The 14,962-nt window shown below is 60.6% G+C and carries 16 protein-coding genes; 1 reads left to right on the forward strand and 15 read right to left on the reverse strand.

Features of this window, described 5'->3' with window-relative positions; genetic code table 11:
• Nucleotides 1–111: 111 nt before the first annotated feature.
• From tnpA to efp, 4 genes are all read right to left on the reverse strand, one after another.
• A complete protein-coding gene (tnpA, locus tag DESPIGER_RS03475) occupies nt 112–567 on the reverse strand; it encodes an IS200/IS605 family transposase (RefSeq protein ID WP_072331899.1) in 456 nt (151 codons plus the stop codon).
• A gap of 209 nt (nt 568–776) precedes the next feature.
• Nucleotides 777–1,448: an outer membrane lipoprotein chaperone LolA gene (gene lolA / locus DESPIGER_RS03480; RefSeq protein ID WP_072333108.1), complete on the reverse strand. Its 672-nt coding sequence runs from the start codon at nt 1,446–1,448 to the stop codon at nt 777–779.
• Nucleotides 1,449–1,458: 10 nt separating this feature from the next.
• A complete protein-coding gene (locus tag DESPIGER_RS03485; protein ID WP_231927627.1) occupies nt 1,459–3,924 on the reverse strand; it encodes a DNA translocase FtsK in 2,466 nt (821 codons plus the stop codon).
• A gap of 94 nt (nt 3,925–4,018) precedes the next feature.
• Nucleotides 4,019–4,576 carry an elongation factor P gene (gene efp, locus DESPIGER_RS03490; protein ID WP_072333111.1) on the reverse strand — a complete coding sequence of 186 codons (558 nt, stop codon included), beginning with the start codon at nt 4,574–4,576 and terminating at the stop codon, nt 4,019–4,021.
• Between the two features lie 138 nt (nt 4,577–4,714).
• Here efp and yihA point away from each other — a divergent pair, with 138 nt between their 5' ends.
• The gene (gene yihA, locus DESPIGER_RS03495) at nt 4,715–5,383 is read left to right on the forward strand and encodes a ribosome biogenesis GTP-binding protein YihA/YsxC (protein WP_072333114.1); all 669 of its coding nucleotides are present in this window, start codon (nt 4,715–4,717) and stop codon (nt 5,381–5,383) included.
• Nucleotides 5,384–5,566: 183 nt separating this feature from the next.
• Here the strand turns inward: yihA and DESPIGER_RS03500 are convergent, their stop codons facing one another.
• The 11 genes from DESPIGER_RS03500 to pgsA form a co-directional block, all read right to left on the reverse strand.
• Nucleotides 5,567–7,015 (reverse strand): cation diffusion facilitator family transporter, encoded by a 1,449-nt coding sequence (locus DESPIGER_RS03500; protein ID WP_083575273.1) that lies wholly within the window; start codon nt 7,013–7,015, stop codon nt 5,567–5,569.
• 165 nt (nt 7,016–7,180) lie between these two features.
• A complete protein-coding gene (locus DESPIGER_RS03505) occupies nt 7,181–7,912 on the reverse strand; it encodes an outer membrane protein assembly factor BamD (RefSeq protein WP_072333120.1) in 732 nt (243 codons plus the stop codon).
• Nucleotides 7,905–8,831 carry a thioredoxin-disulfide reductase gene (gene trxB / locus DESPIGER_RS03510; RefSeq protein ID WP_072333123.1) on the reverse strand — a complete coding sequence of 309 codons (927 nt, stop codon included), beginning with the start codon at nt 8,829–8,831 and terminating at the stop codon, nt 7,905–7,907. The genes DESPIGER_RS03505 and trxB overlap by 8 nt, the downstream gene beginning before the upstream one ends.
• Nucleotides 8,828–9,151, reverse strand: coding sequence for a thioredoxin (gene trxA, locus DESPIGER_RS03515; RefSeq protein ID WP_006005379.1), 324 nt, complete (start codon nt 9,149–9,151; stop codon nt 8,828–8,830). The genes trxB and trxA overlap by 4 nt, the downstream gene beginning before the upstream one ends.
• A gap of 143 nt (nt 9,152–9,294) precedes the next feature.
• Nucleotides 9,295–10,356: a tRNA (adenosine(37)-N6)-threonylcarbamoyltransferase complex transferase subunit TsaD gene (tsaD, locus tag DESPIGER_RS03520; RefSeq protein ID WP_072333125.1), complete on the reverse strand. Its 1,062-nt coding sequence runs from the start codon at nt 10,354–10,356 to the stop codon at nt 9,295–9,297.
• A gap of 18 nt (nt 10,357–10,374) precedes the next feature.
• Nucleotides 10,375–11,379, reverse strand: coding sequence for a class 1 fructose-bisphosphatase (gene fbp, locus DESPIGER_RS03525; RefSeq protein WP_072333128.1), 1,005 nt, complete (start codon nt 11,377–11,379; stop codon nt 10,375–10,377).
• A 73-nt stretch (nt 11,380–11,452) separates the two neighbouring features.
• Nucleotides 11,453–12,895 carry a hypothetical protein gene (locus DESPIGER_RS03530; protein WP_231927628.1) on the reverse strand — a complete coding sequence of 481 codons (1,443 nt, stop codon included), beginning with the start codon at nt 12,893–12,895 and terminating at the stop codon, nt 11,453–11,455.
• Nucleotides 12,896–12,938: 43 nt separating this feature from the next.
• Complete coding sequence (locus DESPIGER_RS03535; RefSeq protein ID WP_072333131.1) at nt 12,939–13,835, reverse strand: tetratricopeptide repeat protein; 897 nt, start codon at nt 13,833–13,835, stop codon at nt 12,939–12,941.
• On the reverse strand, nt 13,819–14,148 hold the full coding sequence (locus DESPIGER_RS03540; protein ID WP_072333134.1) for an FtsB family cell division protein: 330 nt from the start codon (nt 14,146–14,148) through the stop codon (nt 13,819–13,821). The genes DESPIGER_RS03535 and DESPIGER_RS03540 overlap by 17 nt, the downstream gene beginning before the upstream one ends.
• Nucleotides 14,149–14,403, reverse strand: coding sequence for a hypothetical protein (locus DESPIGER_RS03545; protein WP_006005367.1), 255 nt, complete (start codon nt 14,401–14,403; stop codon nt 14,149–14,151).
• A 1-nt stretch (nt 14,404) separates the two neighbouring features.
• Nucleotides 14,405–14,959, reverse strand: coding sequence for a CDP-diacylglycerol--glycerol-3-phosphate 3-phosphatidyltransferase (gene pgsA, locus DESPIGER_RS03550; RefSeq protein ID WP_072333137.1), 555 nt, complete (start codon nt 14,957–14,959; stop codon nt 14,405–14,407).
• Nucleotides 14,960–14,962: the final 3 nt, after the last annotated feature.

Here is a 14,962-nt window from a genome sequence, read left to right on the forward strand (position 1 = left end):
AACCACCCGCAAAGCAGGTGGTTTGCTCTGGCCCTATAAGGGCCTATTACCGGCTGCGCCTAAAGACGCTGGCTTTCACGTTGTTCAAGCCCAGTGCCCTTGCCGCCTTGACTACCCCTTAAAGGGGTCTTGATATTCGCGTGATGTCAGCTTGTCTCTTATAATATCGTGGCGTTCCTGATCCTGGATATACTTTTTAATCGTTGCCTCATTAAGCCCCACCGTACTGACATAATATCCTTCGGCCCAAAATTTTCTGTTGCCGAACTTATACTTAAGGTTTGCGTGTTTATCGAATATCATCAACGAACTTTTCCCTTTCAGGTAGCCCATGAAATTTGCCACACTGATTTTAGGAGGTATGGACACCAGCATGTGGACATGATCCGGCATCAGATGCCCTTCCAGAATCTCAACCCCTTTATATTTGCAGAGACATTGCAAAATTTCTTTTATACTTTCACGAAGCTGTGCGAAGATTATTTTCCTTCTATATTTTGGAGTAAAGACGATATGATACTTGCACAACAACTTCGTATGTGCTAAACTATGAGCCTTAGTTTTCATAACAAAAACACCTTTCCGTTAAAGTTGCGATGGGCTTGAACAACTTCATCGTATCGGAAAGGTGTTTTTGTGTGTATAACGTATTGTCTCCACCCGCATAGCGGGTGGTTTTTTGTTTCGCGCCTGTCAGGCGCTCAACAGGCTAAAGCCCATAAAATGAAAAAGGCCCCGGAAACCGGGACCTTTTACGAATGTCACATGCCGGACGGCTATTTGAAAAGCTCACGCTCCTGCACCTTGGCTTTATCAGTACGGTCCTCCACATCCACTCCCTTGGGCGGCGTAAACTGGAAGGTGCCGCTTCCCAGCATGACGTCCGGGATGAACTTGGTGAAATTCACATCGTTATGATTGCCGTAAAAGTCCACCAGATCCACACGGCGGATAAAGGTCTGGGCATCGACCCAGATCAGGGCTTCCACCATCTGGGGCGTCGGATCCTTGGGGTACAGGCGGAGTTTCCGCATCCCGTTCTCCGTGCCCTCTTCCTTGATGTCAAAATCCTTGCTCAACGCGGCCTGGCCGGTCAGCACCTGGATGATGCTGCGGGAGTCCTGTACCAGATCGTGGGGATAGCGGTAGGCCACTTCCTCGTCCGGGATATAATCCCAAATCTCTTTGCCCGTGACCACAAGGGTTTCCTTGATGGGCTTTTTCGTCTCCCAGCGGATGAGCAGGGGCTTTTTGAAGTGCAGGGTCCCGTAGCGCGTTTCCACAGCTCCGCTTTCCTTATGGGTAAGCTTCTGTTCAAACTCGGCGGAAAAGGACTGCAAACTGTCATAACGCTGTTTGAGATCACCAACAAGATCGGCCGCCTGCGCCCATGAGGCAAGCGCCAGCAGGGATACGGCTCCAAGCACCAGAGATTTTATCATGCGCATTTGTTACCTCCTATTTGACCACGGCTCGCGGCTTGCTGCCGTCGGCAGGGCCAATGATACCATCGGCCTCCAGCTGTTCCACCATATTGGCGGCTCTGTTGAAGCCGATCTTGAAGCGTCGCTGGATCAGGGAAATGGACACCCTGCCCTGTTCGGTCACAAAGGCCTGGACTTCTGCATACAGGGGATCAGAAGCCACATCGCCCGCTCCGCTGCCGCCCCCATTGCCACCGGCGGCGCCGTCAGTGTTCCAGTCCGCAAAACTGACCTTATAACTGGGCACGAGATGGTGCTTCCAGTAGCCGACGACGTTCTGCACTTCTTCATCACTCAGGAAGGGGCCATGCAAACGCTGCAGGCGCCCGCCACTGGGCTTGAACAGCATGTCCCCGCGGCCCAGCAGGTGCTCCGCACCGGCCTGGTCCAGGATGGTACGCGAATCATGCCGCGACGTGACCTGGAACGAAATGCGGCACGGGAAGTTGGCCTTGATCAGACCGGTTACCACATCCACGCTGGGACGCTGGGTAGCCAGGATCATATGGATGCCGGCGGCGCGGGCCAGCTGGGCCAGACGCACGATGCTGGTCTCCACTTCTCGGGCAGCCGTCATCATCAAGTCGGCCAGCTCGTCGATGACGATGACCAGATAAGGCAAGGGCTCCAGATCCGCCAGATCCGGCGGGAGCTGGCCATTGTAGCCGGCCAGACGCTGATTGTACGAGGCCACGTTGCGTACGCCCATGCGGGCCATGGCCTCATAGCGCTGATCCATTTCATGCACGGCCCAGTCGAGAGCGTTCTTGGCTTCGCTCATCTCCGTCACCACGGGATGGATCAGGTGGGGCTCATCGGCGTACATGGCCATTTCAATACGTTTGGGGTCCACCAGGAGCAAGCGCATCTCTTCCGGCTGCGTGCGGTACAGCAGGCTGAGCAGGATACCATTGAGACAGACGCTCTTGCCCGCACCGGTGGCGCCTGCCACCAGCAGATGCGGCATCCGGGTCAGATCCGCCATGAAGGGGCGACCGGCGATATCCTTGCCCAGGATCATGGTCAGGGGCCCGCAGCCCTTGCGGAAATCTTCCGACGAGGCCAGCTCCCTGAAATTGACGATCTCCCGGTCATCATTGGGGATCTCGATGCCTACCGTATCGGAACCGGGGATCGGCGCCTGGATGCGCACGGCGATGGCCTTGAGGGCCAGGGCCAGATCGTCGCTGAGATTGGCGATACGGTTGACGCGAATACCGGGAGCCGGGCGCACCTCGTACATGGTGACCACAGGGCCGGGAGTGATGCGGACAAGCTCGCTCTGGATATCGAAATCCTTCAGGCATTCCATCAGTGCCTTGCCGCGGGCTTCCAGATCCTCGCGCCGTACACGGGGAGCATCCTTGGAAGGCAGGCTCAGCAGATCGAGGCTAGGCAAGGGGATGGGGGCGCGGGGGCGCTTTTCCGGCGCGGCCGTCGGCCGGCCAGAAGGAGCTGCGGGCGTTGAACCAGCGGCCTTGGGGGATGCGGGAGAGGGCTGCGGTGCAGGAGCCCCCTCAGCAGGCGCGGACGCGGCGGGACGCATCCCGGGATCTTTCTGTGACGGTACGCCGCTGTCCGCAGACGCTGCCCCGGCAGCCTCATCGTCTCCATCAGCCGGGACCACAGACGCCGTCTCGACAATGACCGGACGGGGAGCCGACGGCGCAAAAAAGTCATCATCGTCATCTGCCACGGCGACGGGCGCGGCAACGGGCGCCTGATCCTTGGCGGGAGCAGCAGATGCGGCGGGCGTCTCTTCGGGTTCCACAGGATAGATCTCCGGCATGGGCTCTTTGGCCGGACGGATATTGCCCAGCTTGTCGCGCAGGGCCCGCCAGAAATCAGATCCCTTGCCCGGCTTTTTCTGCTTCAGACCGGCCAGGATACGCTTATGGAAAGGAAGGGACGCAAGTTCCTGGCCGTGGGTGACGATTTCGGGCTTGTGCTCTTCATCCTGTTTTTTCTGCAGAATGCGCTCCCGGATGCGGGCCATGCAAAGCGCCCCCACGGAGAACCAGGAAAAGTTGAAGGTCAGTTGCACACCGACCAGAAAAATGAAGAACCAGACAAGCCCCGAACCTCCGGGACTCAGGTAGTAGCTGGAATTGGAATGGAGGGTGCTGCCGATCATCCCGCCGCCGGTGATATCGCCAAGGGACAGATCCCATGCGGCCCCCACCACCAGAAGGCAGATGGTCAGCAAAAAAAGGCCGCACCAGCGCCACCAGCTGATGGTATACGCGGGGGAGACACAGGACGCGCCCAGGGCCCCGAAGACCAGGGGCCAGATATAGGCGCCTATGCCAAAAACATCATTGAGGAAGCCGGCAGTATAGGCACCAAAAAGTCCCGCCTGGTTGCTGACTTCTGCCTGTTTGCTGACCACATGGTTGAGGCTGGGGTCATTGGCACTGAAAGTCACCACACTGAGCAGCATCAACAGCGCCCAGAAAAGCAGGAAAAGCCCAAAAAGTTCGCGGCTGAACTTGCGTGCGTCCGTATGTCTACCCTCGCGTATCTTGCAAAAAGGCCTATTCGCGGCCCAGGTATTCCTTGGTGCGGGTATCGACCTTGATGCGGTCACCTTCGTTCACGAAGATGGGCACCTGCACCACGATGCCGGTTTCCAGCTTGGCGGGCTTGGTCACGTTGCTCACGGTATCGCCCTTGGCGCCGGGTTCGGTCTCCACCACTTCGAGCACCAGGCTCAGCGGGATATCGATATCCAGGGGATTGCCCTTGTACAGCAGCACGCGGCATTCCTGACCGTCCTTGAGGAAGCCTTCCTTGCCGCTGGTGGTGGAGGTGGAGACCTGGAGCTGTTCGTAGGTGGTCATGTCCATGAAGATCAGCTCGTCGTCCTGGCGATACAGGAACTGCATGTCGCGGGTCTCCATGTCGGGCTTGCCCACCTTTTCGCCGGAACGGAAGGTGATGTCCTGGATGCGTCCCGTCAGGATGTTGCGCAGCTTGGTGCGGACCATGGCACCGCCCTTGCCGGGCTTGAAGTGCTGGAAGTCAACAATTTCGTAGGGGATGCCTTCCACCTCGATCTTGAGGCCCTTGCGAAAATCAGTCGTCGAATACATTCTTCCTCCTGCGGCCGTGCACGTGGCCTTTCTTCAGCCATTTGCAAAAAAAACGCGCTACGGCTACTATACGCTTAGTGAATTGCGGATTATTGTGAAAATACCCCTTACTGTCAAGCTGTGCCTGAGGTCCACACCATGCCCACGCTTACCCTAGAAAGCACCGTCTACACCCTCCAGCAACTTCTGGATGTCCCGGAAGCCCAGGTGGCCCTGGCCGGCCGTTCCAACGTGGGCAAGTCATCGCTCATCAACGCCCTGGCCGTGCGCAAAAAGCTGGCCAAGGTCAGCGCCACGCCGGGCAAGACGCGCTCCATCAATTTTTACCGGGTACAGCCCCACAACTTTTTTCTGGTAGACCTGCCGGGCTACGGCTATGCCCGGGCCAGCCACAGCGAGCGCCGCAGCTGGGCGACCCTGCTGGAAAAATATCTTTCCACCTGCAAGAACCTGCGTGCCCTGGCCCTGCTTCTGGACAGCCGTCTGCCCCCCCAGAAACTGGACCTTGATCTGGCCGGATTCGCCCGTTCCTGCGGACTTCCTCTGCTGCCCATCCTGACCAAGGCCGACAAGTGCAACCAGCGGGAACGCGCGGCACGCCAGGCGGAATGGGGCGAGATCGTCGGGGTCAAACCGGTCATCACCTCTTCCAGCAAGCGCATGGGCATGGATGCCCTGTGGCAGCGCCTTATCGAGGCCTCGGGCTGCGCGCCGGTCATCCTTGAGGAAGAACCCGCCCAGCCCGTGACGGCGTCGCTGGCCGAAGCCCTTGCCCGGACGACCGCCGGAACGGAAGAAAAGGCTTAGAGATCAGAGGGATCAAGGCCTCCCTTTGGACAGCGAAGTGGACTCTTTTCTCTCAAGTCCCCTCCTCTCTCCAAGGCCTCTGTCCCGGAAAAGGCATTTTGTCAAAAAAGACGGCCGACAAAGCTCTTGATAAAAGAGGCAGGAAAATGTCCATGCATCTTCCTGCCTCTTTTCTTTCGTTCATTACTTGCCCAGCGGGGCAGCCTCCGTCCTGGGCGGCTCCAGATGGATGAGTATGCGCCCCAGCAGCGGCAGGCGCTCGCGCAATTCTTTTTCCAGACGGACAGTCAGCTGGTGGGCTTCTTCCACGCTCAGCTCATGGCGGACACAGCAGTGGAAGGAGATGCACAAGCCGTATACCGGCAATGTATAGGCATGGAAGTTGTGGGCGCAGCACAGCAAGGGCTCATGGGCAACGGCCTGTTCCACTTCCTTCCAGGCAAGATCCGCCACGGCCGTCTGGGCAGGTGCCGCTTCCTCCTGGACATCCCCGCTCTCTTCAGGATCAATGTGCGTGACGATCCCGGCCTGCGGCAGGGACGTCTGCAGCGCCTCCTCAAAGGCACGGACCCGTTTGTGGGCCTCGCAGAACGCTTCCTGCCCCGGTACTTCCACATGGACCTCCACAAGCGTCCCCGCCCCGCTGCGCAGGATCTGGACATCATGGATGGCCAGCCCCTGGATGGAGGCCACCCGCTGCACCACGGCAAAGGGATCTTCCTTCTGCCCTGACCGGACGGGCTCCACATGGACCGTGACATCCGCTCCCGGCAGGATGCCATCCACAGCCAGTTCGGCATCATGGGCGATCTTGTGCCCTGCGCTGACCCGTATGGCCGGGTCGACCCCCACCGTCAGATCCACGAAATAATGCGGGCCGCTGGAGCGCAGGCGGACACGCTGCACGTCCTGGACGCCCGGCAGACGCTTCACCGCCTCGCAGATGGCCTGCTGCTCTTCCGTGGAGCCGCTGTCCATGAGCATATTGATGGCTTCCCGGGCCATGTGCAGGCTGGCCCGGAAAATGATCAGGGCCACCAGCAGGGCGGCCACGGTATCCGCCTGCACCAGGACCCTGTGCACCGGTTCAGGCAATTGCAGCTTGGCGGCCAGCCAGACCGCGCCTACCCCCACAAGGACAACAGCGGAAGAAAGGATGTCCGTCGAAAAGTGCAGGGCATCGGCCTCCAGGGCCTGACTCCGCGTCTCTTTGGCTACTTTCTTCAGCACCCGCACCCGGTTCACATCGATGACGATGGAAATGCCCATCACGATGATGCCCCAGATGGACGGGGCCACGGGCGTGTCACCCGACAGGAGACGGCCCACCCCCTCATAAACGACCCAGATGCAGATAACGAACAGCAGGACCGTCTCGCCCAGGGCCGACAGGTTCTCTATCTTGCCATGACCGTAAGGATGCCGGTCATCCGCCGGCCGTGAGGAAATCCGGACGGCGTAAAGGGTCATGGCCGCCGCCAGCAGGTCAAGGCCGCTGTGCAAGGCTTCGGAGAGGATCCCCAGGCTGTTGGTAGCAATCCCCACAACCAGCTTGATGGCTGTAAGCAGGCAGGCAGCCAGCAGGGAGAGCAGCGCGGCCCTGTTTTTTGCCTGGCCGTATTCCTCGTTCATTGTCATTCCATCCTTGTTGTTATGCGGCAGCGCGGCCCCAGGCCAGACCGGAAGCCTCAGCGCCGCCGTCATTGTGCTTCCCCGGGCAGCCGAGCCTCCCGGAAGCCGAAACGGAAGCCTTTTTCCGTGCAGAACAAAAAAGCCCCGAACGGGGCTTTTTTGTTCTTACAGCCAGGTGAACCAGTTTCGCCAGCTGCCCTGCCGTTTTTCACGGGTCAGGCGGCCTTGTTCTTCCTTGTAGTAGTGGTATGCCGCCAGGGACTTTTCCTTGGCATGCGAGGCGACTTCGGGGACATCCGGGAAGGTCTCGCTCACATACTCGTAGCGCCGCCAGGCAGGACCGTATTTTTCCATATGCCAGAACACATCGGCGATATAAAGCTCATGCTCGGCCATCAGACGACGGCAGGTATGCATTTTTTCCTCGGCGTCCTTGGCGTAGGGAGAATCAGGATAAACCTGCTGCAGCCGTGCGAAGTATTCATAGGCTTCCTGCAGGATCGTCGTTGCCCGGTCGATGGACCGGAACTGCTTCATGAGCGACATGCCCGTCTGATAGATGACGTAGGGGGTCGCTTCATGCCGAGGATGCAGCGACTCGAAGTCCTTGTACGTTTCCGCAGCCAGCACATATTCCTCATCAAGGTAATAGGCGTCGGCCAGGGCCAGCTCCGCGTCGACCGTATACGGGCTGAAGGGATACGTATCCCGCAGTTTGTTATACAGTTCGACCGCGCGCACATAGTTCTTTTCGCTCATGGCGTCATTGCCGGCTTCGAATATCTCCTGCGCTGTATCCTCGGCCGGAGGCAGGTAGATCATATCGATGATGCCGCAGCCAGACAGCGAAAAGATGGCCAAAGCCAGAGTCAGAGAGCGAAGGTAGTTTTTAAACATGGAGCTGTTCCAGGAAGACGAAGGCTGCCTGCGCAGCAGTTGCACCGTCACCGGCGGCAGTTATGACCTGACGGCACAGCTTCGAGCGCACGTCTCCCGCGGCAAAGATGCCGGGGATACTGGTCCGCATTTCTGTATCCGTCACGATGAAGCCCTGGGCATCACGTTCCAGCGCGGCGGGCAGATACGCCGTTGCCGGTTCGAAACCGACATAGATGAACAGCCCTTCGACAGGGATCTGGCGGATCTCGTCCGTCTTCAGATCCCGGACGCTCAGGCCGGCCAGGGCATTTTCGCCGTGGAGGGCGGTCACGACGCTGCTGCGCACCAGCTCCACCTTGTCCGGCATGGCCTCCAGCTTGTCCTGATAGATCTTCGCACCGCGAAATTCATCCCGGCGATGGATCACATAGACCTTGGAAGCCAGCCTGGCCAGGTAGAGGGACTCTTCCAGAGCGGCATTGCCGCCTCCCACGACGGCGACCGGTGCATTGCGGAAGAAGTTGCCGTCACACAGGGCACAATAGGAAACACCACGTCCCTGCAGGCGCTTTTCATCGGCAAGCCCCAGCTCGCGGTGATGGGCGCCGGAACACACGATGACCGTCCGGCAGCTGTGCTGCTTGCCACCGGCCTGCACGACAAAGCCGCCGGCCTCGCCGCTGACGCTTTCCACAGCATCACGGCTGTGCGTCACCGGCAAACCTTCCAGATGCGCGGCAAACAGGTCCGCCAGCTCATAGCCCTTGATCCCTTTGGGATAGCCGGGATAGTTCTCCAGGGCCTCGGTCTGCAGGATCTGTCCCCCGGCTGCCATCTTCTCAAAAAGGATGACGGAACAGCCGGAACGGACGAGATACAGCGCCGCCGTCACCCCGGCAGGGCCACTGCCTATGACTGCAGCATCGAAGGAACTCATGCCAGGGCCTTGGTCTGCAGGATGTTGACGATGGCGTCCTTGTTGACGGCACCGGTCACCTGATCGATGGCCTGGCCATTCTTGAACAGCATCAGGGTCGGGATGGCGCGGATACCGAATTTGGTGGGCGTCGCCGGGTTTTCGTCCACATTCATCTTGACGATGCGGACCTTGCCTTCGTACTCGGCGGCCAGTTCATCGATGATGGGGCCCACCGCGCGGCAGGGACCGCACCAGGGGGCCCAGAAGTCCAGCAGCACGGGGATATCGGAATTCAGGACAACGCTATCGAAAGTGGCATCAGAAATCTGTTCGGCCATAGTGTCTCTCCTTGGAAAATACAGCAAATTCCCGTCACAGACAGACGGATCCCGCCGCTGCAGACGAGCTGCCACGGCTGTCAAAAGATTAGTTGCCTCAACCGCCACTGTCAAGACGGTGACACAAAAACACCGGCAAATATCTAGAGTTCCCGGAAAATCATATCGTCCGGGATAGCCTTGCCACGCGGGATGGTCTCCATGCGCAGCTCATGCTGCCAGCCTTCCCTGGCGATGAGCCAGGCGGCATAGGCCACCATGGCGGCATTGTCCGTGCACAGGGCCCGGCCGGGCATGACGGTCCGGCCTCCCCGCTTTTCCATCAGCTGGGACATGCGCTCACGCAGCAGGCTGTTGGCGGCAACACCGCCGGCCATGACCAGCAGGTCCAGGTCAGGGTTGGCGGCAAGCGCCCGCTCCACCTTGGCGGCGATGGTCTCCACCACCGCCAGGTTGAAGGAGGCGCAGCAATCCTTCAGGGCCTGGGGAGCGTCCGCCGTATCCTGCAGGGGATGCGGCCAGGGCTGATCAGGCAGCACCTGGCGCACATAACTGGTCACGGCGGTCTTCAGGCCGCTGAAGCTGAAATCCAGATTGTCATTGTCCAGATACGGACGCGGGAACAGGCGGGCATCCGCCCTGCCCTGCCGGGCCAGGGCATCCATCAGCCTGCCGCCGGGATAGGCCAGCCCCAGGATCTTCCCCACCTTGTCGAAGGCCTCCCCTGCCGCGTCATCCAGTGTCCTGCCCAGAACGATGCAGCGGGAGGGCGATTCCATGCGATAGATGTGCGTATGCCCGCCGGAGACCAGCAGGCCCAGCGCGGGGAAGCGCAGCGCGTTCTCCAGCCCTGCGGCCAGCAGGTGCGCATGCAGGTGGTTGACCCCCAGGAAACGGGCCCCGCAGCCCAGGGCCAGCGCCTTGGCAAAGGCAACGCCCACCAGCAGGCTGCCCAGCAGCCCGGGCCCCCGGGAGACCGCCACCACATCCAGATCGACGGGCCGCAGATCCAGGCGCCGCATGAGCTGGTCGAACAGCGTTCCCAGATAGCGGTAATGCTCACGGGAAGCCAGCTCAGGGACGACGCCCCCGAACAGGGCATGGATATCCGCCTGGCTGGCCAGGACGGCATCCAGCAGGACACCGTCCCGGACCACCGCCAGTGCGGTCTCATCACAGGAACTCTCAATGCCGAGGCAAAGCAAGGTGATCCCCCACCCGGACTAGGCCGGATACCTGGCGTAGATGGCCTCTACCGCCTCCACGTCACGGGCCGAACCGATGAACAGGGGCGTGCGGGCGTGCAGGGTCTCGGGACGACGCTCAAGGATGCGGCGACGGCCGTCGCTGGCCTTGCCTCCGGCCTGTTCGGCCAGGAAAGCCAGCGGGGCGGCCTCGCACATCATGCGCAGTTTGCCGTTGGGCTTGTTCTTGTCCGGCGGATACAGGTAGATGCCGCCGTACAGAAGCGTGCGGTGGAAATCAGCCACCAGCGAACCTACATAACGGGCGGAATAATCCTTGCCTTCCGGGCTCTTGCAGGTATGGAACCACTCGACGGCCTCGCGCGCGGGCTCGTCCCAGTTGTTCCGGTTGCCTTCGTTGACGGAATAGATGTGCCCCTGCTCGGGAATGCGCATGTCAGGATGGGAAAGCAGGAATTCCCCGACACCGGGGTCCAGCGTGAAGCCGTGCACCCCCTGGCCGGTACTGAACACAAGCATGGTGGACGGACCATACAGGATATATCCCGCGGCCACCTGCTGCATGCCGGGCTGCAGGACTTCCCCCAGGGAGACTTCCCCGGTGCAGCCCGCAGGACGGCGCAGGATGGAAAAGATGGTGCCCACGTTGATGTTGACATCAATGTTGGACGAACCATCAAGAGGATCGAAGATAAGGATGTAATCCCCACGGGGGAATTCGGGCCGCACACGCACCAGTTCCGGCTCTTCCTCGGAGCCCATGGCACACAGGGCCCCGCAACGCTCCATGCGGTACAGAAGGATGCGATTGGCGATGCTGTCCATCTTCTGCACGTTCTCGCCCTGGACGTTCACTTCGCCCGTGCCGCCAAGGATATCCAGCAGACCGGCTTTGTTTATCCTTCGGGAGATGGTCTTCCCCGACAGGATCAGGTCATACAAAAGACCGGTGAACTGGCCGGTGGCCTGGGGGGAACGTTTCTGGTGCAGCAGAAGGTGTTCGGTAACGGTAATGTCGGCCATGAGAAGCCTCCTTGCACGGGATATGAAAGCGTGTGCGCCGCCGAAGCGGCGCACACGGCGTGATTGCTGTCAACTACCTGGGACCGAAGGGACTGGGACGGCCTCCGGGCAGCAGGGCCGGGCGCCTGGGAGCTGCGGGCTCTTCGGCTGCCGGCGTTTCCGCAGGCTCTGCCGCAGGCGCTGCCGTCTCTGCCGGCGCCGCAGGGGCTTCGGAATCGGAAGCTGCGGGCCGGGCAGCAGCCGGTGCCGCGGGGGCAGCCGGTGCCGCGGGGGCAGCCTCTTCTGCTGCGGGGGCCGTATCGGCGGCAGGGGCCGTCTGGCCTGCCGGTGCGGCGGTCTCCGCTCCGGCCTGGTCCGCCGCGGGCTTGGCACCGCCTCTGGGACCGAAGGGACTGGGCATGCGCACCTGCGGCGCGGGGGCAGTCTCTTCGGGCAGCTCGGGCACGGTAAGGGCCTCATCGGGGATGATGAGCCGTCTGCGCGGGCGCGGCTTCACGTTCTCGCCGGCCAGCGGCCGTTCACGCACGCGGGAAGGTGCCGGAGCGCTTTCCTGCGGCGGCTGGACGATGTTGCCACCGGGCGCCACATCCTGCGGCGGCATGCCGCCGGCGTCACCGTAGCTGTCAACGGCATCCTCGGAAGCGCCAAAGGCGGGTGTCGTCTTGCCGCTGTCCTTCTTGCGCTCGGGCACGGGCGGCGGCGGAAGTTTTTCCCTGTCCTTGGGGAAGAAGGGCAGGCCCTGATCCACATTGCCGTTCCCCTGCGGGAAGGTACCGGATTCGGGCACGGCGAAGACCAGAGGCAGGTTGCCCAGATAACGCACCATGTAATAGAAACTCCCCGTGGGGTTGGTGCAGGTACCGGAAGAGCTTTTGGCGACGGCCTCTTCCCAGTTCACCGAGGCGAGCGGGGTCGCCGCATAGTCATATTTGCCGGGCCAGAGCAGCGCCTGCGGGCTGAGGATGACCATATCCTGGGGATTGCCGGAGTACTGCACCAGATTGCGCATGTCAAAATAGGCCACAACGATGCCCAGGAAATCCACGCCATCATACAGGGGAGCGGCCAGCATGACTTCCGGCCCCATGGGGGTCTGCTGCACATCGGCACGCAGGGCACGGCTGCCCTGCTTTTTGTCCTCATACAGCAGCGGGATGAAATCCAGCTGCTTCAGCGGATTGGGGGGTTCCTGCCCCAGCAGGGTCCCGTCATATTTGACGCCGGCAAAACCATCCAGCCAGGGATGGGCGGCAAAAAGGCTGTCCAGCCACTGGCGCGTCGGCGGTTTATCCGCATTGAGCATGGTCCGTTCAAACCGTCCCAGCTCCACATCCAGCCCCATCATGCAATTGGTGAGGGCCAGCGCACGCGGCGAAAGGTCTCCTTTTTCACCATAATCCACGGATGCGGGAGGGCTGACATAGGTATACCAGACATCCTTTGTACCCTTCCAGACATTCTTGGTGGGCTGGTAGGAACTGCAGCCCGCCACCATGGCGGCAGAGGCAAGCAGCACACAACAACGCCTAAACAAATGGGACACCACGCACTCCTGCTTCTTAACCCTGGGCCCTGGCTTCCACGCGTTCGGCCAGGGCTTCCAGCATACTGATAAGTTTGTCCTTGCCTGCGGCCATGTCTGGCGAAGGCGGTACGAGATCTTCCGCGGCAGCGCCCTCAAGCTGAGTGCGCAGCATGGCGATGCGCTGCTGCAGGACTTCCTGTCCGGGAGAGCCGGCAGCAGCAGCGGCCAGTTCGGTATAAATATCCAAAGCGCCCTGGAGGTCTCCCTGCTCGGCCAGGACTTCCGCCATGGAGCGGGTACGCAGGGAAAGAGGCGTGACCGCCCCCGGTTGCGGCAGCGGACCTTTCCGCCAGTCCTCTGCAGCAGGGGCAGTGACCTGTCCGTCTGCCGCCGCCATCCCGGCACCGGAAGGCACGGCCACCTGGGCGGCAAGCACATCCTGGTCCTGCGCGTCCGCATTTTTGGGCCCCATGACGGCAAGATCGGCCAGGGCCCTGCCGCGCGGCAGATCGCTGCTCTGGGCTTCCTGCATGAAGGACCGCAGGCCCCGTTCGAAGACCTCGTTCAGGTTCAGCGGGCGACTTGAGAAGCTGGCCGCCAGAAAGCGCAGGGCCGTTGCCACATCCCCGCAGCCGCTGCCGAGCATGCTGGCCGCCCAGGCCTGCCAGAAGCCGGGATAGGAAGAAAAAAGCTGCCCCAGCTCCGTCACCTCCGCCACACAGGCTTCGGGCTGCCCATGATGGTAGAGCTGTTCGATATAAAAGAGCCGCGCTTCAAGAAATTCGGGATGACGCTCCAGCCCCCGGCGCAGGGTCTCCAGAGCGGCTTCAGGCTGTCCATCCTCCACCAGCAGGCGCGCCAGGGGAAAAAACAGCTTGGAACTGGGCTCCAGCTCCAGCACTTCCCTGTACCATTCAATTTTGTCCATCATGCGTGGCAGCCCCGCTCTCCCGGTTTTCGGAGGAATCACCAAAAAGATACAGCACTTCGTTTTCATGAACGTAGTGCAGCCGCTGGCGTATCATCTTTTCCACATAGCGCTCATCCGTCTGGAGCAACCGGATATCCCGGCTCAGCGAACGATTTTCCGCATCGATGGCAGCTATCTCGGCCTCGATGGCCGCATATTTCTGCTTGAGCTCACGATAGGCGATGAGCCCTTCCGATCCCCAGATCATGTGACAGAAAATGATGAGGTTGATCCCCCATACAGCCACCAGAACTATGACCCGCCATGCTACCATTTATTGCAAGACCCGCCGTTGTTTCTGCCAGGTACGCCGGGAGAGCCCCAGCTCTTCCAGGAACGTCGCTGTGGCGGACTCCAGGCGCTCCACGTCGTCCTCTCCGAGGCGCATTTGCTCGACGCTGTCCAAAAAACGCCGCAAGGCCATGAATTCTTCAACAAAATAACGATCGGAGAGATCCGCTCCGATCTGTGGCTCCAGCTCAAGGATGGTCTGGATGCAGTTTTTCAGCCGTAACTGCAGGGTGCTCATCTCATTCGGCAGCGTTTTTTGCTGCGACCTTGCGGTAGAAACCGTAACAATAGTTCACACAGGACACCACGGACATGATGAGCGCCAGATAAAGGATGATCTCCCCGATGGGCCACAGGCGCACCCCCCAGTAGGGATAGTGCAGCAGCATGGGGATGATGGCCGCTATCTGCAGGACGGTCTTGAGCTTCCCGTACCTGTCGGCAGCCAGGACGATCCCTTCGTCGATGGCGATGGCGCGCAGCCCCGTGACCACCAGCTCGCGGCAGACGATCAGGATGACGACCCATGCCTCAGCCCAGCCGAGGGTGCAGAACATGATGAGCACGGAACAGATGAGGACCTTGTCCGCCAGCGGATCAAGGAACTTGCCCATGCTGGTGACCATGTTGTTGCGCCGGGCCACATAACCGTCGGCCCAGTCCGTGATGGAGGCGGCAATGAAGGCCAGCGTGGCCAGCACGCAGGTCACCGGGCCTTCGAAATACAGCAGCACGATGACGAGCGGGACCAGCAGCATGCGCAACAGTGTCAGTTTATTCGCAAGATTGAACATATT

It is taken from the genome of Desulfovibrio piger (genome assembly GCF_900116045.1).
Taxonomy (GTDB): domain Bacteria; phylum Desulfobacterota; class Desulfovibrionia; order Desulfovibrionales; family Desulfovibrionaceae; genus Desulfovibrio; species Desulfovibrio piger_A.